Annotated in this window: 26 protein-coding genes; all 26 read left to right on the top strand. The window is 47.0% G+C overall.

All coding sequences use genetic code 11. The features are described from left to right. The first annotated feature begins 36 nt into the window (after positions 1-36). A complete protein-coding gene (locus tag AC3D28_RS06535) occupies positions 37-930 on the top strand; it encodes a GPO family capsid scaffolding protein (RefSeq protein WP_098415183.1) in 894 nt (297 codons plus the stop codon). A 13-nt stretch (positions 931-943) separates the two neighbouring features. After that, on the top strand, positions 944-1,957 hold the full coding sequence (locus AC3D28_RS06530) for a phage major capsid protein, P2 family (RefSeq protein ID WP_098415184.1): 1,014 nt from the start codon (positions 944-946) through the stop codon (positions 1,955-1,957). A 12-nt stretch (positions 1,958-1,969) separates the two neighbouring features. Further along, complete coding sequence (gene gpM / locus AC3D28_RS06525; RefSeq protein WP_488535942.1) at positions 1,970-2,686, top strand: phage terminase small subunit; 717 nt, start codon at positions 1,970-1,972, stop codon at positions 2,684-2,686. A gap of 109 nt (positions 2,687-2,795) precedes the next feature. Further along, positions 2,796-3,260, top strand: a complete 465-nt coding sequence (locus AC3D28_RS06520) for a head completion/stabilization protein (RefSeq protein ID WP_488535941.1) — start codon at positions 2,796-2,798, stop codon at positions 3,258-3,260. Further along, on the top strand, positions 3,257-3,745 hold the full coding sequence (locus AC3D28_RS06515) for a phage tail protein (protein WP_488535940.1): 489 nt from the start codon (positions 3,257-3,259) through the stop codon (positions 3,743-3,745). The genes AC3D28_RS06520 and AC3D28_RS06515 overlap by 4 nt, the downstream gene beginning before the upstream one ends. Next, positions 3,738-4,397, top strand: a complete 660-nt coding sequence (locus AC3D28_RS06510; RefSeq protein ID WP_488535939.1) for a phage virion morphogenesis protein — start codon at positions 3,738-3,740, stop codon at positions 4,395-4,397. The genes AC3D28_RS06515 and AC3D28_RS06510 overlap by 8 nt, the downstream gene beginning before the upstream one ends. A 2-nt stretch (positions 4,398-4,399) precedes the next feature. Then, complete coding sequence (locus tag AC3D28_RS06505) at positions 4,400-5,533, top strand: DUF2586 domain-containing protein (RefSeq protein WP_488535938.1); 1,134 nt, start codon at positions 4,400-4,402, stop codon at positions 5,531-5,533. A 3-nt stretch (positions 5,534-5,536) separates the two neighbouring features. Continuing rightward, positions 5,537-5,989 (top strand): phage protein, encoded by a 453-nt coding sequence (locus tag AC3D28_RS06500; RefSeq protein WP_098415190.1) that lies wholly within the window; start codon positions 5,537-5,539, stop codon positions 5,987-5,989. 21 nt (positions 5,990-6,010) lie between these two features. Then, on the top strand, positions 6,011-6,217 hold the full coding sequence (locus AC3D28_RS06495; RefSeq protein WP_488535937.1) for a TraR/DksA C4-type zinc finger protein: 207 nt from the start codon (positions 6,011-6,013) through the stop codon (positions 6,215-6,217). A gap of 4 nt (positions 6,218-6,221) precedes the next feature. Beyond that, the gene (locus tag AC3D28_RS06490; RefSeq protein ID WP_098415192.1) at positions 6,222-6,431 is read left to right on the top strand and encodes an HP1 family phage holin; all 210 of its coding nucleotides are present in this window, start codon (positions 6,222-6,224) and stop codon (positions 6,429-6,431) included. Continuing rightward, the gene (locus AC3D28_RS06485) at positions 6,418-6,999 is read left to right on the top strand and encodes a lysozyme (protein ID WP_098415193.1); all 582 of its coding nucleotides are present in this window, start codon (positions 6,418-6,420) and stop codon (positions 6,997-6,999) included. Before AC3D28_RS06490 ends, AC3D28_RS06485 begins: the two co-directional genes overlap by 14 nt. 49 nt (positions 7,000-7,048) lie before the next feature. After that, positions 7,049-7,342, top strand: coding sequence for a DUF2570 family protein (locus tag AC3D28_RS06480; RefSeq protein ID WP_488535936.1), 294 nt, complete (start codon positions 7,049-7,051; stop codon positions 7,340-7,342). Next, the gene (gene lysC, locus AC3D28_RS06475) at positions 7,311-7,568 is read left to right on the top strand and encodes an Rz1-like lysis system protein LysC (RefSeq protein WP_098415195.1); all 258 of its coding nucleotides are present in this window, start codon (positions 7,311-7,313) and stop codon (positions 7,566-7,568) included. Before AC3D28_RS06480 ends, lysC begins: the two co-directional genes overlap by 32 nt. Continuing rightward, the gene (locus AC3D28_RS06470; RefSeq protein ID WP_098415196.1) at positions 7,561-7,842 is read left to right on the top strand and encodes a putative phage tail assembly chaperone; all 282 of its coding nucleotides are present in this window, start codon (positions 7,561-7,563) and stop codon (positions 7,840-7,842) included. Before lysC ends, AC3D28_RS06470 begins: the two co-directional genes overlap by 8 nt. Beyond that, positions 7,839-8,027, top strand: coding sequence for a DUF6890 family protein (locus AC3D28_RS06465; RefSeq protein WP_488536066.1), 189 nt, complete (start codon positions 7,839-7,841; stop codon positions 8,025-8,027). Before AC3D28_RS06470 ends, AC3D28_RS06465 begins: the two co-directional genes overlap by 4 nt. A gap of 15 nt (positions 8,028-8,042) precedes the next feature. Continuing rightward, positions 8,043-9,863 (top strand): phage tail tape measure protein, encoded by a 1,821-nt coding sequence (locus AC3D28_RS06460; protein ID WP_488535935.1) that lies wholly within the window; start codon positions 8,043-8,045, stop codon positions 9,861-9,863. Then, on the top strand, positions 9,844-10,209 hold the full coding sequence (locus AC3D28_RS06455; RefSeq protein ID WP_488535934.1) for a DUF2590 family protein: 366 nt from the start codon (positions 9,844-9,846) through the stop codon (positions 10,207-10,209). The genes AC3D28_RS06460 and AC3D28_RS06455 overlap by 20 nt, the downstream gene beginning before the upstream one ends. Next, entirely contained in the window at positions 10,206-11,396 is a 1,191-nt protein-coding gene (locus tag AC3D28_RS06450) for a baseplate J/gp47 family protein (protein ID WP_488535933.1), read from the top strand. Before AC3D28_RS06455 ends, AC3D28_RS06450 begins: the two co-directional genes overlap by 4 nt. Positions 11,397-11,402: 6 nt before the next feature. Then, the gene (locus AC3D28_RS06445) at positions 11,403-11,999 is read left to right on the top strand and encodes a phage tail protein (protein WP_488535932.1); all 597 of its coding nucleotides are present in this window, start codon (positions 11,403-11,405) and stop codon (positions 11,997-11,999) included. 6 nt (positions 12,000-12,005) lie between these two features. Next, positions 12,006-13,742 (top strand): phage tail-collar fiber domain-containing protein, encoded by a 1,737-nt coding sequence (locus AC3D28_RS06440; protein WP_488535931.1) that lies wholly within the window; start codon positions 12,006-12,008, stop codon positions 13,740-13,742. After that, positions 13,742-14,197 carry a hypothetical protein gene (locus tag AC3D28_RS06435; RefSeq protein ID WP_488535930.1) on the top strand — a complete coding sequence of 152 codons (456 nt, stop codon included), beginning with the start codon at positions 13,742-13,744 and terminating at the stop codon, positions 14,195-14,197. The genes AC3D28_RS06440 and AC3D28_RS06435 overlap by 1 nt, the downstream gene beginning before the upstream one ends. Beyond that, positions 14,197-15,084, top strand: a complete 888-nt coding sequence (locus AC3D28_RS06430) for a hypothetical protein (RefSeq protein ID WP_488535929.1) — start codon at positions 14,197-14,199, stop codon at positions 15,082-15,084. The genes AC3D28_RS06435 and AC3D28_RS06430 overlap by 1 nt, the downstream gene beginning before the upstream one ends. A gap of 10 nt (positions 15,085-15,094) precedes the next feature. Next, positions 15,095-15,568, top strand: a complete 474-nt coding sequence (locus tag AC3D28_RS06425) for a baseplate complex protein (RefSeq protein WP_488535928.1) — start codon at positions 15,095-15,097, stop codon at positions 15,566-15,568. After that, positions 15,565-17,157 carry a hypothetical protein gene (locus AC3D28_RS06420; protein ID WP_488535927.1) on the top strand — a complete coding sequence of 531 codons (1,593 nt, stop codon included), beginning with the start codon at positions 15,565-15,567 and terminating at the stop codon, positions 17,155-17,157. The genes AC3D28_RS06425 and AC3D28_RS06420 overlap by 4 nt, the downstream gene beginning before the upstream one ends. Continuing rightward, on the top strand, positions 17,157-17,354 hold the full coding sequence (locus tag AC3D28_RS06415; RefSeq protein WP_488535926.1) for a hypothetical protein: 198 nt from the start codon (positions 17,157-17,159) through the stop codon (positions 17,352-17,354). Before AC3D28_RS06420 ends, AC3D28_RS06415 begins: the two co-directional genes overlap by 1 nt. A gap of 215 nt (positions 17,355-17,569) precedes the next feature. Next, positions 17,570-18,001 (top strand): hypothetical protein, encoded by a 432-nt coding sequence (locus tag AC3D28_RS06410; protein ID WP_488535925.1) that lies wholly within the window; start codon positions 17,570-17,572, stop codon positions 17,999-18,001. Positions 18,002-18,308: the final 307 nt, after the last annotated feature.

Raw genomic sequence — 18,308 nt, 5'->3', positions numbered from 1 at the left:
ATGTATTTGACGTAATTAACTAGGCAAACGACAAACATGAGCAAAACCAGTGATTGGAATATTGTTGCAACCGAAGGCGCTACCGTAGACGGTCGCCAGATTAGCGCGGCACAGATTAAAGAGATGGGTGAGTCATATTCGCCTGCACTTTATGGCGCATTAATTTGGCCTGAACACTTTCGCTCTCACTGGAACGTGTTCGAAGGTAATAACTGGGGTGAAGTGCCGCAAGTTAAAGCTGAAAAACGTGCAGGCAAACTGCGATTGCTGGCCAAAATTACGCCAAATGAGCTCTTACTCTCCGCTAACAAAAAAGGTCAGAAGCTCTATACCTCTATCGAGATGCACCCAGATTTCCAAGGAACGGGGCGAGCTTACCTGATTGGCCTAGCTGTGACTGACTCCCCAGCCTCAACGGGCACGACTCGCCTCAAGTTCTCTCGCCAAGCGGGTGAAACTCAAGAGATTGAAACCGATTCATTGGAGTTAATCGATCTTAGCGAGTTCTATTCTGTCAATCCGTTAGCACAAGCATTAGCGACCATCGCAAGCTATTTCCAATCTGGTGGGGAACTGCCAGAAATACCAACTGAACAGCCAGAACCCGAGGAAACGGAAGTGACCGAAGCGCAATTAAAAGCCGCACTAAAAGAGCAATTTGGTGTGCTTAAAGATGATTTAAAAACCGAGCTGAAAGATGAACTCAAGCAAGAGTTCAGTAAGCAAGAGCCCGAGCCAGAGCCAAAACCGGAAGTTAAGCCGGAAGGCACTACCGTTGAGCAGTTCTCTGCAACGCTGGAAGAAAAGCTTAACCCACTTTTAGAGAAAGTGTCTGCCCTTGAGACTAAGTTTAACGCCCTGTCGCAAGAAGTGCCGGGACAAGAGCCGGGCGGAGAAGGTGCGGCGGAAGACATTAGCAATTTTGTATAAGGAGCAATAGTAAATGCAATTAACTCAAACCGCTCGTGCATTGCTAGAGCAATACTGTGCAAAGCAGTGTGAAGTGTTTTCTCGTCCTGATGTAAGTAAGCAATTCGCTATTTCAGGCCCGATTGAAACGGCGCTAAAAAATAAGCTGATGGAGTCTGTTGATTTCCTCAAGCTGATCACGGTTGAAGATGTAGACCAAGTTTCTGGTCAGGTTGTGGATGTTGGCACCAATAAGCTACATACAGGCCGTAAAAAAGGTGGCCGCCATACGACCAACTCAAAGGTCGATGGCAATACTTACACGCTAGTCGAAACCGACTCTTGCGCCGTAGCAACATGGGATTTGCTGAGTGTTTGGGCTAACTCTGGTAAGCCTGGCGAATTCATGAAGCGTCTAAACGAAAACGCAACGTTGAACTTTGCGCAAGACATGATCCGCGTTGGTTTTAATGGTACGTCGGTAGCAGAAACAACCAACCCTGCTACCAGTCCAAACGGTGAAGACATCAACAAGGGCTGGCAGCAGCTAGTAAAAGAAAAGTCGCCAGAGCAAATCATTGATGTAGATATTTACCTAGACCCTGAAGGTGGTGGTGATTACACCAACTTAGACTCGATGGCGTCTGATTTAATCAATACCAAGATTCATCCGGCGTTGCGAAACGACCCAAACTTGATTGTGTTGGTGGGGGCTGATCTTCTTTCATTCGAACAGGCTCGTTTGTACGACGCGGCAAAAACACCAACAGAGAAGAAAGCAGCGCAACAATTGCCAAACTCTATTGCTGGTCGTCGTGCCATGTCGCCACCGTTCTTCCCTGGTATGCGAATGACAGTGACTACGCTGAAAAACCTGCATATCTATACGCAGCGCAACACGCGTCACCGTAAGTCGGAGCATGTAGAAGACCGCAAGCAACATGAAAACTCATACCTACGCAACGAAGGTTATGCCGTGGGTGATCATGAAGGTTACGCAAGCTTCAATGAAGCGAAAGTACACTTCGGTGCGACACCGGCGGCATAGGGGTAAATGACGATGCGCTTATCTCCAGGTATGAGAGACAACCTTGCAAAGAAAGCAGTAAAAGAGCGGCAAAGCTTTGGCGTAGAGTCTGTGGCTGACACCGACAGCCTGCACATTAAGCTGATTGACTTCGAAGAAGACCGCAAGCATTTACGCTCTTTCAATGCGATAGCTGACCGTGTCGAGCATAAGCGCAATGTCTTAGTCCCGAAATACAAGCCGTACGTTCAGCGTTACTTAGAAAGTGGTGAACAGTTCGAAAACCCCATCTTTACCAACTTGGTGATCTGGCTATTCGATATTAAAGAGCTGGATACCGCCATTGATTGGTGCATGAAAGCCATCGAACGTGACTTGCCAACACCAGAGAATTTTCGTCGTGATTGGCCGACATTTTGTGCTGATGAGGTATTGGCATGGGCGGAAAGCGAATTAGAACGGGGGAACTCGATTGAACCTTATTTCTCCCAAGTTTTTGAGAAGGTTGAGAAAGACTGGCGCTTACACGAGAAGGTTCACGCCAAGTGGTACAAGTTTGCGGGGTTATCCCTGATCCGAAATAAAGAAGGTCAACCGCAAGCGACAGCGGTCGGTAATTTGGAAACACTGAAACAGGCATTGGCTCTGCTTCATCACGCCCACGATAAGCACAGCAAAGTGGGCGTGGGCACCCAAATCAAGAAAATTGAACAACGTATTCGTGCCATTCAAGAAGGCACGAACCTTTAAAGACTCCTACGCCGCCGAGCCTCGGCTGGCGAGGGTGCGAGAGCTTTTAGTTCATCGTGACCTATCGACCCAGTGGCTAGAGGCTCACTTATTTTCATGAGGAATGGCAATGTTTACAGGCGCTTCTGGCTCGAACTATCAGGTGACAGAGATTACCAATGATGGTTTCTGGCCGAACATCAATGCAGGTGATTTCGAAAAGCGCCGCGGTATTCCTGCCGCTCAAGATACCGATCGGATTGCAATTGCTCTAGTTAATGCTGTCTCGGAAGTAAATCAGCAACTTGAAGATTTAAAAATCAAGTATCAAGAAGAGAGGCATGCGGCTGCTGGCGATGTTCCTGCTTTCCCGATAATGAATGGCAAAAACCGAGTGGTGTACCAGTACGAATCTGCCGTGTTCGCCAGAGCCAAAGCCGACTTGTTACCCGACATTGCAACCGTGCATACCAAGGACAAAGGTGATCACATGGCAGACAGAAGTGTAGAAGTGCGAACGGAGCTGCTTTCAGAAAGCCAGCGCATTATTCGAAATATGAAAGGGCTAAACCGCTCATCGGTGGATCTGCTATGAAAACGCAATACCAAGCAGGCTACAAGCTGCGTGATCTAAGCGCATTCTTAACCACAGTTGTAGGCGACAAGATTGCTAAACGTATGGAATGTGAAATGGGCAAGGTTGAATTGAAGTTAGAAACCAAGCACATGGGCCACGGTTTTGACCTGATCTACCAGCGTTACGTTGCTGATTTTTACTTCGATAAGTTTCCTTTCAAAGAGTATGACCCTGCAGTGTTGTTCGCGAATGTTGGTGCTTGGCTAATGGATAACGACGTTGATCGTTTCCGTATTGAAGAGCTCGCCGACCCTGATGTGGATATCGTTCTAGAAGATGAGAAAAACGCCGAAGTGCTTATTTCGGTCATGTTTGAAGAGCCAGTAAAAGTCATCGAACACCCAGAGGGGCCGATTTACTGGAATAGTCGTCGCTGGAAAATCGAAGAATACGAGATTTGGCAGGCGCAAAGACTATCAAATATCACTATCCGTAATGTTTGAAATACGAGCCGATAAGCGCAGTTACCTGCGAGTGAAAGAACAACTTGAGTTGGTAATGCTCGATAAAAAGAGCCGCCAACGAATCTTAGCGCAGATCGGACGGTACACAAAAAAGCATACGCAGCAAAACATGCGTAATCAACAAGACCCTGAAGGTCATCGTTGGAAGAAACGCAAACGTGGCCGCACGAAGATGTTCAAGGGACTTGCTAGGAAAATTAAATACTTTCAGCGAGACAATCACCGAACAGTTTATATCGGTTGGCCCGGATTCTCTGGTTACGTTGCCGCAAAGCATCATTCAGGTGAAAACGAAGAAAGTAGCTTAAAAGCACGTTTTGTTCAGGCAAAGAAAAAGAAAGAACCAAAGAAAACCGATCCGGCAACGAGAGAACAAGCGAAAGAGTTACGCGATTTAGGGTACAGGTTTACGCCTCAAGGCAGACAGAAGAGAGGCAAAAAGCCAACGCTCAAATTCATTACTCAGAATATGACCGTAGCCGAAGTCGCAAAACTAATTAGTGATTTGGAAAACAAAACTCCATCACGCAAGTGGGAAGTAGACCGCCCAGAACGCCGATTAATAGGAGTTAGCCCCAAACGAGTGGCGATGATTATTAAGCGGGAATTGAATCGAAACAGGAGCAACTAAACATGGCATGGCCTACCGTCATTATTAACATACTGAACATGATGCGCGGACCGATTCCGGGCGTTGAATTTCACTTTCTGTTTGTCGTGTACGGCACCGTCGCGGGAGCCGAACGCAGCCTCATTATGGTGGACAACACCACGGATTTCGCCGATAGCACATTCGATAACATCGACCCTATACACATCCGAACGCTTAAAGCTGCTCAACGAAACGGCAAACAGAACTGGACTGCAGGTGTGATTGTTTTAGACCCAGCAGACAGTTGGCAAGCCGCGGTATTTAAAGCCAATGAAACCTCAAGTTTTGAAGCTGTTGTGCTCGATAAGCCAGACACAGGCAAAACCGTACTTGAAGACGCGATCGCGTTTCGTCATGAGCTTAAAGCCAAACTAGGGCGTGAAGTATTCATGATTTGCACGCTGCCCGGCATCAATGATGACTCGGTTGCAGGCGAGACATGGGCCGAGTGGCTAGCGGCAACCGTAGCCGTCCCTACCAATCTTGCGAGTGAATACATCACCGTTGTGCCTCAAGTACATAAAGATAACTCGACCGTTGGGATTTACGCTGGTCGCTTGGCCAATCAGGAAGTGTCAATTGCGGATTCACCGGCGCGAGTCAAAACCGGCAGTGTACTGGGCAGCATGGCGTTGGCGAGCGATAAGGAAAGCAAGCCGTTGGACTTGGCTACGTTAAAAGCCTTGGAAGCGGCGCGAATGGCGGTGCCGATGTGGTACCCAGATTATCCAGGTCAATATTGGACTACGGGTCGCACCTTAGATGTGCCGGGTGGGGATTTCCAAGACATTCGCCATATCCGTGTAGCCATGAAAGCGGCGCGTAAAGTGCGCGTGCGTGCCATTGCCCGAATTGCGGACCGTGAACTGAACTCAACACCGGGCAGTATCGCCGCGGCCAAACTCTACTTTACGCAAGACCTGCGCGAAATGGCGGTCGTGACGAAAATCGGCGATTACGAGTTCCCTGGTGAAATTAAGCCGCCGCAAGATGAAGACATCACCATTACTTGGATTAACAGTGAAGAAGTGGAAATTCTCCTTGCTGTTACGCCTTATGAATGCCCAGTGAAAATCACAATCGGCATCATGCTTAACCAACGTCTAGGAGAGTAATCAATGCATTCTCGTTATACAGGTCGAAGCTTCGACGTCAACATGTTGGGTGTTCTGGTTCACGTTGAATCAGCAACAGCAACCATTAGTGATGAATCTGCCGTCGATAAAGAGAAAGGTATCCCAACAGGCTTTACTCATGGCGCGGTAGGTTGCGAAGTGGAATATGAGTTGGATTTGAACAACTTCCGCAAGTTGCAGCAAAAAGCACGTGAAGCAGGCAGTTGGCGTGGCATCAAACCTCACGATTGTATGTTCTATGCCAATACTGGGGACGATGAAGACAAAGTCGAATTGTTCGGCGTAAAGCTGCAAATTTCAGACTTGCTAAGCATTGACCCTAACAGCAGTGATAAAACCAAGCGCAAGCTGAAAGGTTTTGTGACGAGCCCACACTTTGTTCGCATCAATGGTGTTTCATACCTAAGTACAGACGACACACGCGGTCTCATTTAAGCCTTTTCAGAGAGAGAAAGAATGCCGGATTTTATCGACCATGCCAGTAATAACGAAGCCAAATTCACCGAAATGGCGATTGCAGACCAACTTAAACGGTCAGTGCAGAGCCGCCAACAAGAAAGTGCGCAAGAGTGCTACGAGTGTGGTGATGAAATCCCAGAAGCGCGTCGGCTGTTTATAGCAGGGTGTCGTTACTGTGCAACTTGCCAGGCAGAACGGGAGTAACCGAATGAGAGACTGGTACGACAAAATAACCAGTGGAATTGCTTATCTAATGTCATTGGCAGGTATGACTTTCAGCAAACTGACATTTGAACAGTGGTATTTCATTTTATCACTGGTCATCGGCCTAGCAGCATTGGGTTTGAACTATTGGCACAAACGAGCAATGCAACGTATCGCAAGCGAAAAAGGAGTGGCACTGAATGAAATTGACTAAACGCATTCTTTGTTCCGTCGCTGCAGTCATCGGTCTGGTGACCGGTGGAGTCACATTAAGTAGCTCAGAGCTATCGATTGGCAATGTAATGATTGCGGGTGAGCAAGTCGGCCAGCTAAGAACCAGTCCAATAGGTTTGGAAATCATTGGTAATGCAGAGGGTTGTAGACAAGACCCTTACACCTGTCCTGCCGGACTGGCAACCAATGGCATTGGTAACACTCATGACGTGAAAGACCAAGTGGTGTCGTTAGAGCAGATCGCAACTGACTGGGTGAAGAATTTACAACAAGCTGAGCAGTGTATTAGCCGCGCCGAGGCTGACGCAGAAAAACGGATGTCACAAGGTCAGTTTGATGCGTTCACCTCTTTCAGTTTCAACACGGGTTGTACTCGGTTCATGCGTAACCGTGATGGCAGTGAAACCCAGATTTATCGCTACATCAAACAGGGCAACTTTACGAAAGCCTGTCATGAGTTGCCAAGGTGGGTTTATGGCGGTGGAGTGAAGCTGAAAGGTTTAATTGACCGCAGGGAAAAAGAACATGATCGCTGCCTCTCCATTTAAGCATGTTCCATGGGTTAAGTGGTTAGTTATAGCCGTGATAGGGGGTGTCATGACATCGATGTGGTTGATGCTAAAAGCGAGTAAAGCTGAACAAGTCGCACTAAGTGCGCGTTTAGATACGGCCTTATCAACCAACCAAGTGAATCAGGTAACCATTGAAACCTTGACCGAAGAGAACCACGACTCGAATCAGATATTGGTCGAACGAGCCCGGCAACACAGCATGATAGAGGAACAGCTCAATGAGGATATTGAAACGCTTCGACATCAACTTGCCGATGATGAGTGTTATCAAAAGCCTTGGCCTAGTGATGTTACTGACAGGTTGCGCCAGCCGTACTGAATTAGTGACGACTCAAGTTGTGGTGAAGCTACCACCTGCGGGGCTGATAGTTCCTTGCCATAAACCAGAAATAAAAGGCACTAGTCCGTTAATAACGGCCAGTGAAGATGTCCCCCAATTAAAAGCAGCCCTGAGTCAATGCGCTCAGCAAGCCGAAGATTATTTGCAATGGCGTGCCAAGCACGAAGCTAAGCACACAAAGACGAAGAGAGATGAAAATGACTAAACCTGCTTTCACATCAAAACCTGTAGAAGTGACTATCGGTGGCAATGAGTTCGAATTCACACCATCGGTGCAAGATGCGAACAACTACACCAATGACATGATGCCAAACAACAAAGTGGCTCCTGCATACACGTATTTGACTCGCACGGTAAAACCCGAGCAGAAAGACGCGCTGATCGAGTTGCTTGATAGCGTTCCCGGCCTAACCATCGAGTTGTATGCAACCGTGAGTAATGCCTCTAAAGGTGGCATTGAAATCTCACTAAAAAAATAACTGACAGGGCAAAGCGGATTGAAGATAACCCACTTGAACAAGCCTTTGCCCTGCGTCGTCATTTTCTGCCAAACGAACCGGACGACGAACACAGTTTAAGCCGTGCTATCTGGCTGGATAAGTACCAGTTCGAACGCAACGAGCGAGCCGTCATGAGCGCAATCAGCCGATTGTTCAATAACTAAGGTAAGCATTTCGCAATGAGTATGGAAAAGCTATTAATGCATGTGGCCTTGGTCGACCAAGTGACTAAACCACTGCAAGGCATTACCAAACAAGTGCAATCTTCCATGGAAGCAGGCAAGCAAGGCATGCAGAACATGGCGACAGGTGGCGCGGGTTTGGTTGCTGCTGGTTTTGCTATTCAAAATGCGTTGATGCCAGCCATTGAAATGGACAGAAAGCTTGGAGAGGTGAAATCGCTTGGAGTGACTGATGACGCATTAAAACAGTTACAAGCGACCTCCTTAGACTTCGCTGCTGAATACGGTAAATCAGCCACTGATTTTGTTAATGCGTCTTATGATATTCAGTCTGCTATTGCGGGCTTAAATGGTGATGAACTGTCTCAATTCACCAAAGCGTCCGGTGTATTAGCAGCAGCAACGAAAGCCGATACATCCACAATCACCAGTTACATGGGCACCATGTACGGAATATTTAAAACCCAAGCTACAGAGATGGGAAAAGGTGATTGGGTCGAAGTTGTCGCTGGCCAAACGGCTAGCGCGGTGCAAATGTTTAAAACAACTGGCTCAGAGATGAGCAGTGCCTTTTCAAGTGTTGGTGCTGACGCCACTTCGGCTGGTATTGCCATGAATGAACAAATGGCGATATTAGGTACCTTGCAAGCCACCATGAGTGGCAGTGAAGCGGGCACAAAATATCGCGCATTCCTTTCAGGGGTAGCAAAAGCTCAGGATGAGTTGGGGCTCAGTTTTACTGATAGCCAAGGAAAAATGCTGCCAATGATAGACATCCTAGAAAAAATCAAAGCTCAGTTTGGTGACACGCTTAGTGTCGCTGAATCAGCACAGCTAGATAAGGCTTTTGGAAGTAAGCAAGCGACAGCGTTAATCAAACAATTAATGACGGACACCGACGGACTCGCAGGAAGCATTGATCAACTCGGTCAAGTTCAAGGTATGTCAAAAGCCGAAGAAATGGCGAGCGCAATGACCGACCAATGGGAGCGCCTACAGTCAGTTTGGTTTGCTGTTCGTGCAGCGGTATTCGGTGCCATTCTTCCGTCTATCAATGCGGTTGTTGGTTCAATGGCTGACGGATTGATGGTTGTCGTGGGTTGGACAGACGAATTTCCTTGGCTGGCTGAAATTCTGGGTTATGTGGCTATTGCTGGTTTGTCCCTTGGCGGGGTGGTCGCAACGCTTTCGCTTGCTATGGGTATCGGGCAAATGATGTCAGCAGGTTGGGCCGTCACCATGACGGGCTTGAACAGCATAATGAAACTGCTACGCATTACCACAATTGCAAGCACCGCCGCCGCTTGGCTATTTAATGCCGCTTTATGGGCGAACCCAATCACGTGGGTAGTGGCTGGTATTGCACTGCTTATTGGTGGTGTGGCCGCTGCAATCTATTGGTGGGACGACTTAACCGCAACATTCAAAGATACAGCTTGGTTTGATGTTATTGCCGGAGCGATTGAGGGCATTGTTGACCTACTGAACATGATCCCCGGTGTAGATATTGAACTGGGTAGCAAGGTTGATACACCAGAGATTAGGGCAGCGGTTCAAGCAGAGCAAAGCGGCCCTAAACCCATTCAGCCAATGGCGTTCGACGCAGCAGAAACGCCAACGGTTAATAGTGGCAGCATAGCAGAATACAAACAGTCGGGAGCGATGCCTACGCTACCGCCTAGCATGGTTCAAAACGTCACGACTACCCATAAACCACAAGGTAGCAATATGACTTCTTACGGTGACGTTTACATCACGGCACCAAGTGGAATGACACCAGACCAACTAGCGGAGTGGGATGAACTCAATGCCGGATAGCCATTTATCAGAAAACAAAAAATACATCGACATAAGAGTGAACGACGGCGGTTGGGAGATGGACGCTGGGCAACAACCAACCGAGTGCAGTGATTTATACAGCATTGCGCAAGACATCAAACATTCAATTATGGAATCGGGTTTGGTCCGTCAGTTAGTTGCAGAGCGAAACCCTGCCTTACGTGCTGATGTATTAGTACAGGTTGAGCAGTTATCGGAACTCGATGTGAGAATCATTCCGGGCAGCGCGACAGCGGCGGAGCCAGAAGTAGGGGTAATAACATTAACCGCAATCACTTATGAGTATGGTGATTTTGCGCTTTCTTTGGAAGAGAACGAAGTATGAATAAACGACCAAGCGCTGACTTTATCGAGATCTTAAGTGAATCGGGTGTACCGGTTACCGAAGAGGCACTGGAAGTTGAGTTAAAACAAAAAGTGGTGGGAGCTGGCAGTAAGATCTCTAACGACTCTGAAATGTCGCCGTTTTGGCGATGGGTTCGTGCGGCGGTAGTAAGCCCTTGTGTATGGTTAATCAGAACGTTATTGGCTCAGTATATTATGCCCAACATGTTTGTGGCGACGGCGCAGCGTTGGGGGTTGGAGTTAAAAGCTTGGGAACATAATATCGAGCCGAAAGATGCACAGAGAACACAAGGTTACATCACGCTCACTAAAGCAAATACAGCCGATGCGGTCACCGTTGATGGTGGCGCCGTGATCCAAACCCTACCTATTAATGGTGTGGTGTATAAGGTTCGCGTATTGACTGAAAGCGTGATTGAGGTAGAGCAGCCAACGGGCAAGGTGTTGGTTGAAGCATTTGAACCAGGAGCGGCCTTTAATTTACCTGCTGGTTATTTCAATATCATTCCTGAAGAAATCCCAGGCATTGTTGGAGCGGTCAATGAACCAGACTGGATAACCAAACTTGGTGCGAATGCCGAGAGCAATGAAGAGTTAGCCTTGCGTATACAAAACGCGTTCACCAGTTCGGGTGAATGGCACATCGATGATGTTTATCGTTCTATCATTGCCAGCGTTGCCGGCATTCGCAGCGATAACATTTACTTCAGAAATACAGGGGATGTTATTCCCGGCAGTGCTGAAGCTTTGATTTTGATGGAAGTAGGGGCAACGCCACAGCCCGTTCTTGACCAGTTAAATGAACACATTATGGCTCAAGGGCACCACGGCCATGGCGATGTGCTGACGTGCAAAGCCATTCCTGACATTGAATATGATGTGATTGCGGATGTGGTGTTAGCAGCGAACCTTGACGCACAAACCACAGTAAATGAACTGCTGGAAGCGGAAGACCGGATCAGAGCTGCCTTTCGTGAAACGGCGGCGTATCCAGAAATGACGCGTGCGAAGCCACGGAGCCGCTTTAGTTTGTCCTTGCTTGGCAGTGAGATCCACACCCATATGGCGGAGGTTGAATCGGTAAGGTTCACCGTAGGCGGAAAGATACAAGAAGACATCATCAGTGACCTAGAGCAGCCTCGCTTGAAATCGCTGACGGTGAGGTAACAAGCCATGTTTGAATATCAAAGCGACAACCCAAAACAACACGCCCCAGAGTTACCAGAAATAGTTATCCCTTGGTGGCAAGACGGCAGCACTACATCGGAAGAAATCAAAGAGCCGCACTTTTTATCAAAAGGGGTATTTGCCTTTTTTCAAATGGTTCGGGGTTGGCTGTTGTTTCCGCTTCGCCAAATGGATGCGCTGACATGCAGCGAAAACACCTTGGAGCTAATGGCTTGGGATAGAGACATTACCCGCTTTGAAGGTGAGCCGCTGTCACTGTTTCGTAAGCGAGTGAAATTCGCGGCATTAAATGCCAAGGATGCCGGTAGTGTCTCAGGCTTCAAACGGATTTTTGAACGGTTAGGGATCGGCATTGTGGCGTTCAAAGAACGTGAAGATGCGATGAATTGGGATGTATGCACTATCGAACTTACCGATGGTGACATATCCAAAAGCAGTAAGTTAGCCCAGACCTTGATTGAACAGTATGGAAGATCCTGCCGCCGTTACCGTTTCGAGGTGTGGTATCCCATTGAGTTGCACTTACGGACGGCTCAGTTTAGCCATAGCCAACAGCTGTTTAGCGCAAAACTACAGGAGTAAGATTTAATGACCCAAACCATTATCCCTTTAGAGTTTGAGCGGTATCTACTGGATAAAATCACGGCAGGCGGTGCGCCGAATATGAATGAGTTCGTGTTCGCTTACATTCCAGATCTAGACCCAGAGATACCGATAGCACGTACTCAAGGTTTACCTGATGAAGCTTATGTTGTGCATCGTCAGTCAGTGGACCAAGCCGCCCGTTTGAACAGTAACACGTTGGTGTACTCTGTGATCCTCTTAGCGACTACCGCTAGCTTTACCTTTAATGCGATTTACTTGCATGACAAACATGTGGCGAATTCCTGCGGTTTAATTGTGCATAAAAGCACTGAAACGAAGGAAGCTAACATGACCGCCACTAAATCGGTGGCACAAGAGTATAGCGGTGCTGCCGCCATCGCGAATATCCATATAGACCCAGCAACGTGGCAAATTGATTTTCATGCTCGGCTAACGGGAATGGATGATGACTTACATTTGGCAAATCGCGATCACTATGGGAACACAGCATTTATCTCTGGCTGTTCTGTGGTCAAACAAGCAGAGCCAAATACTTACACCGTGAATTCTGGGGTGGTTTATGTCTCTGGGTTGCGTGTGGCCTTGCCGCAAACGCAGGTGGTTGTGAGTGCCAAACCTTGTGGATTGTATTTGGATGTTGTGCGTCACGGCAGTGCGCTATCTCGCTGGGAAAATACGGCCACCGTTCGCAGCTCAGAAAGTGAATTGAACGATCACATTGATGAGTATGGTCACAAACATTATATCGCTAGGCTGGCTGGCATAGATACATCGGGCGCAGTGAGCGACTGGCGAGTATGGGAGGTTATTACTCAGCAACAAGCGGAAGCGGGCGAGAGTGAGCTACGCAGTTTGTGGAGTGCTAAGCGCGTCTTCCAAGCCGTTGCATCCTACATCAATAAGAACATTAACAGTGCCACGCAAAGCGTCGCAGGGTGGATGAGTGCGGCTGATAAGAAAAAGATCGATGGCATTCAGGTAGGGGCGCAGGTCAATGTCGCCACCAACTTAGGGGCTATTGGTAATGCCACTACACAAACCGTCACAAGCTCGACGGGAAGTAATGCGACTTTACCCGCCGCCACCACAAGTAAAGCTGGCGTAATGACTGCAGGTGATAAATCTAAACTCAATGGCATTCAAGCAGGGGCGCAGGTTAATGCCGCCACCAACTTAGGGGTTACTGGGAATGCCACTACACAAACCGTCACAAGCTCTACGGGAAGTAATGCGACTTTACCCGCCGCCACCACAAGCAAAGCTGGTGTAATGACCGCAGCTGATAAATCTAAGCTCAATGGTATCGCCGTTGGCGCAACCAAGAACCAATCGGATGCGCATTTAAAAAACCGTGCTAATCATACCGGAACACAGGCGATTTCTAGCGTATCAGGGTTACAAACCGCACTGAATAACAAGGTCAATGTTGGTGATGCGGTATCTGGGACCGTTTACTCAGGTACTGCGAACAAAAATACCCAGTTTCCTGTAGGGGCATATCTTATAGCTTGGGTGGGGTCAACTTACTACCGTCAGGGCTATGTAAACCGTCATACTACGCTGTACGTGGTTTCTTCGAGTAGCGGAGATCATGCTCGTTACGGGTCTTCCTTATACGGAAATTACAAAGGAGCATCTTTAGCAGGTACATGGGCGTTTCGTGGGTATGTATATGCGATGGCTAACGTGCAAACAGGACTATTCCAGAGGGTTTTGTAATGAGAATAACAGCAGCAAGAAACTTAAAATACGCATCACCTGATAAAACTGTGATTGAGTGCGAAGTTCAGTGTTTGGGTGAATTAGGTACGGACTGGCTTCCATTCGCAATGTCATCTTCTGATACTGAAAAGCATGGAGAAGAGGCTTTTCAACGCGCAATTAACGGCGAACTTGGCGAGATTTCAGATTATGTGGAACCTGTTATCACGCCAGAAGAAGCCGCCGCCATGTTCGCCGAATCCGAAAACTTATGGGTAGCACAAGAGATGGATTTCATCGATATGCAAATCCGATTTCATGAAGATTCAGACGCTCGCGCTACGTTGAGCGAGGCAGATTGGCGAACTTATCGAAGAACATTACGTGACTATGTAAAAAATGGCGTTGTAACAACCGATACAAGACCGAAAAGGCCAATAGACATTACGGCGACCAGTGAGACAAGTATTTAATGTGGCAATTATCGCCATTAAGTTGGCCAAGTCGTTCGCAGGATATTCAAAGCCGCGCGCAATCGGTCACCGATAAAATCAGTACCACGATGAATGAGGCTGTTAGCCGGTTGATGAGCCTTGAAAGTGACGCCAATTACGGGCGTCATGCTTTAGGTACGGAAGCCGAGGTCTTGCTAGGTTTGCGCGCGGAACTTGAATCCTTGCTCGTTACTGGCACCGTGCTTTCTGCCACACCTTATCAGTTTCAAGTCGGTACCAAATTAGACTCTGGATGTTATCTCAACCCCCAAGCGGCAATAAAAGTACTGTCGAGTAAGCTTCGTGATCACGCTGACCAATATCGTCCTAATGGACATCTTTATTGTGTTGCCGTCATGTTGACCGCGTCGCAGTTAACCCAGTTCGCTAACCAATTGGTTGAGCTTGTTTCTGTGTTCCCGCTGCCTGATTGGTGTCAGGTAAGCAGACTGACTCAGTCACTGACTACCAATGAAAAAGATAAGCTTCACCAACCTGCTGCAATCGTTCAGCCACGCTTTAAACCGATGGCAAAACTTAATGCCAATCCATTGCATGAAGCTTTGCATTGGCAGGGTGCGCAAATTGCCACACTGGAATCGTTAGCCGATGATGGCAACCACGTGCTTAAAAAACTGCAGGCGTTAGCGGTGAAGCGAAGCAACAAATTGGATGAAATAAAAGACCAGGTTAATACTCTGAAACGCTTAAAGGGCAGTGTTTATGCGTTTTCTGTTGCGGGTAATGTTGAAAGTATCGCAACGCAAATTAACCAAGCGGGTGTGCCAAACAATCATCAATTTACCGTGGCGAGTCTATTGCTCAGCCATGAACCCATGACCTTTTTTGAAGAATTGCTTTGTTAGGAGATAGCCAATGTTAGCGCTCGATGGTGTGGCGGTTAATTTGGACTCAATGAAAGTTGAAATGTCGATGGAGTTAAAAGACCAAGACATGAGTGGTCAATCATCGAGTACTGATACGGCTGAGCAAGGTGATAAAGGGAAAAAGTTAACGCTCACTGGTCGTGTTCCTTTCACACAGGTAGAAACACTCACGCAGTTGTATTCGCTTGCTTCGGACAAAGACGAAACCAATACAAGGCGAGTCTATCGAATTGGTAATGACATTGCGCGAGCACTGAAAATTCGCAATGTGAAATTCACAGGTCGGATAAATGCACGTGAACATGAAACGCTGCAAGCTTGGAATGTTTCCTTTGAGTTGCGAGAGCACAACAGCGTAGCAGAGCAGCGAGAGCAAAGAGCCAAACAGCAAAGTAAGCCTGAGCAACGAGAAAATACTCGACTTAAACAGGCATTGACCACGGCAGAGGAAGCGACGAAATGAAGTTAGAGAAACGCTTGTTCATCAGTGGCGAAGAAGTAAAACTGGTCAGTAACATGGTGAGCCTAAAGCTATCACTGGGTGGTGTCGCTATCTTCGAAATTGAAGGCAAAGAGCAACCAGAGCAGTTTGAGTCTGTACGTTTTGATATTGGGTATGAGAACAAAACCGCCTCGTGGTTTGAGGGCTATATCGACAAGGTTCAACCTGCAGCAAATGGCTATCATAAGATTACGGTTAAAGAACTGGCTGGCATTTTGTCCAAACGTTGGGCGGTTAGTCTAGAGCACCCAACCGCAGAGCAGGTGATCGGCGTTCTTTCGGATTTAACAGGGCTTGAGTTCAACCTACCTGATTCCGAATACATCAAAACCACGATTCCAAACTTTGTTTGCCAAGGAACGGGCTATCAATGTTTAGAGCAAGTCGCCAAGGCGTTTTCTATTCCTGATAGTGTTTGGTTCCAACATACTGATCAGGTGGTTTACTTCGGTTCATATCAAGATAGTCATTTCAACAACAAACCGATGCCATTGCCTGAAGAGTTTACTAGTCGCCAAAGTGGTAACAGTGTCACCTTTGTGCCGTTTCCAATGCTTAGGCCGGGCAGAGTTATGAACGATAAGCGCGTCAATCGCGTTGATTTGATTCAAGACGAAATGACCGCTTATTTGAAAACGGAACAATCAGAGGTGCCACCTAAAAAGCGTGAAACACTACAGCATTTTCCTGAGTTGGCGGCAGGTTTCCATTTGCCAAAATTTGGGCGGGTGGAAGCGGTGAGAGATACCGCCACCGCAGGACAACTGGCGGACCCTTTTCGTCCAAGGTTGTCGGTAGATGTTCAAATCCTCGATGAGGATTTACAGCCAGACAGTAACGTACCGGTTTATCGTTCAATTCCATTACCGGTTCACATGAGCGGGCATGAATCTGGATTGGTTGCTTATCCATTAGAAGGGACGTTGGTTGAGATTGCTTTTGCTTATGGCCGAAATGATAAGCCAATTATTCGCGGTGTGTATGGTCGTGAATATTCACTGCCTTCGATAGAGCCAGGGGAACAGCTGCAACAGCAACGTGAAGAGGTAAGCAACCGCATTGATGCAGCAGGAAATACCATCCAGAAAACCGACCAAACGCAAAACCAAAAAGCGTTCGAAAAGCTAGACCAAGCAGAACGCTATCGTGGTGAATTTGGTCAACACCATATTATGGTTGATGAGCACAGCATTGAAGAGGTGGTCGGCAAAAAGCTTATTGAAGCACTCGGCGCGATTAACCTAATTGCCGGTGATGATATTGTGCTAGGTAGTTTAGGTAACATACAAACGGCGACCGCCGGTGATTTGGTTACGGTGATCGGTCGGCTGAGAAACACTGTTATTGCTCAAGACGAAAAACTCAAGGTGATGGGCCAACGATTAGAAACCATAGAGAAAGACTGGCAGGCTAGTGCTAAGAATATGCGCTTCACCGCGGACCTAATAACCATGAACGGCGGCAAAGGCGTCGTGCAGGGCGATTGCATCTGTGCATTCACTGGTTTGCCGCATTCTGATTTATCTAGCACCGTCAAGGCAGGAAAATAATGGCACTTAGTAAATCTTCATTAAAAAATAGAATCTTGTCAGAGCTACAATCACAAGGGTTTGTAACATCTGGAGCTCACGCCAAATCAGATGAACTTGCCACCGCTATCGCCAATGCTGTTGTTGATGAGATAAAAGCCAACGCCAAAGCCATTATCGAAAGCGGCAGTTCAGCCGGAAGTTGGCCGATACAATAATCACGCGTACATATAGTAGTGTTATCGATAGTCGTTTATAAATTATTCGAATTTAACTCACCTAGAAGTGATATTTACCAAGGCGTTTTATCTCTCAATATTGTCACTAACATGCTGATTATAAATTGAAGTGATAAATAAAAGGCGGCAGTATATAAGAATTGAACACGGCGATCGGCTGTAGACGAAGCGTTATGCTTCTTTGTTTCGGAACTATGTTAAATATCAAAGATATGCCACCTTACATATACATTATTGTGCATTTAATCATGGGTTTTTTTATGCTGTGGTTAAGTCACTTTAGAATTAAAGAGTTTGGAAGTATTGATTTTTTCTGGCTTACGACCTTGGAAACCGCAAACTTGGTAGTTGGTGTTTTTTGGGGAAATTGGGGCTGGGATAATTTTAGGAAATTGCAGAAATACTCGCACTTATGGTTGCTAAGACTTTTTGAATCTTCTTTGGGAGCTGGCTTGATCGTTGTTCTAGGAAGTATCGGTTACTACTTCAGCTTGCCCGATGATGTGTTGGCAAATACTAATATATTCAATACTTTTTATTTCATCGTATTTTCAAACGTCACTGTATTCTCGTTAATAGTGGTGGTCTGGATTTATGTGACCGGCTACAGATCAAAGCCAGGTTAAAGTACTTTATTAATACCTGCATATCGTTTTCTCACCATCAACGCAGCCAAATGGCTGCGTTTTTTTTCTGTATTAAATCAAAGTGAAATATCAATGACGCAACTAAAGAACAAGCAGCGACCACAGAGCCACGTAACATAAAGATCGAGTGACAAAATTCGCACTCTCCTCACCCGCCTGCGCAGTTTTTCGAACAGTTTTTTTGCAATTTTGATTTGGTGAAAATCTACGGGGTTAGGAAAGGCGTAGGACACGCGATAAAGCCTTTTGCTGTAAGGATTTTTGAGTGATGCAAAAAGCTGCTGAA

The organism is Vibrio sp. TAP-3B (assembly GCF_057784735.1).
This window is presented reverse-complemented; position numbering and strand designations above follow the sequence as displayed.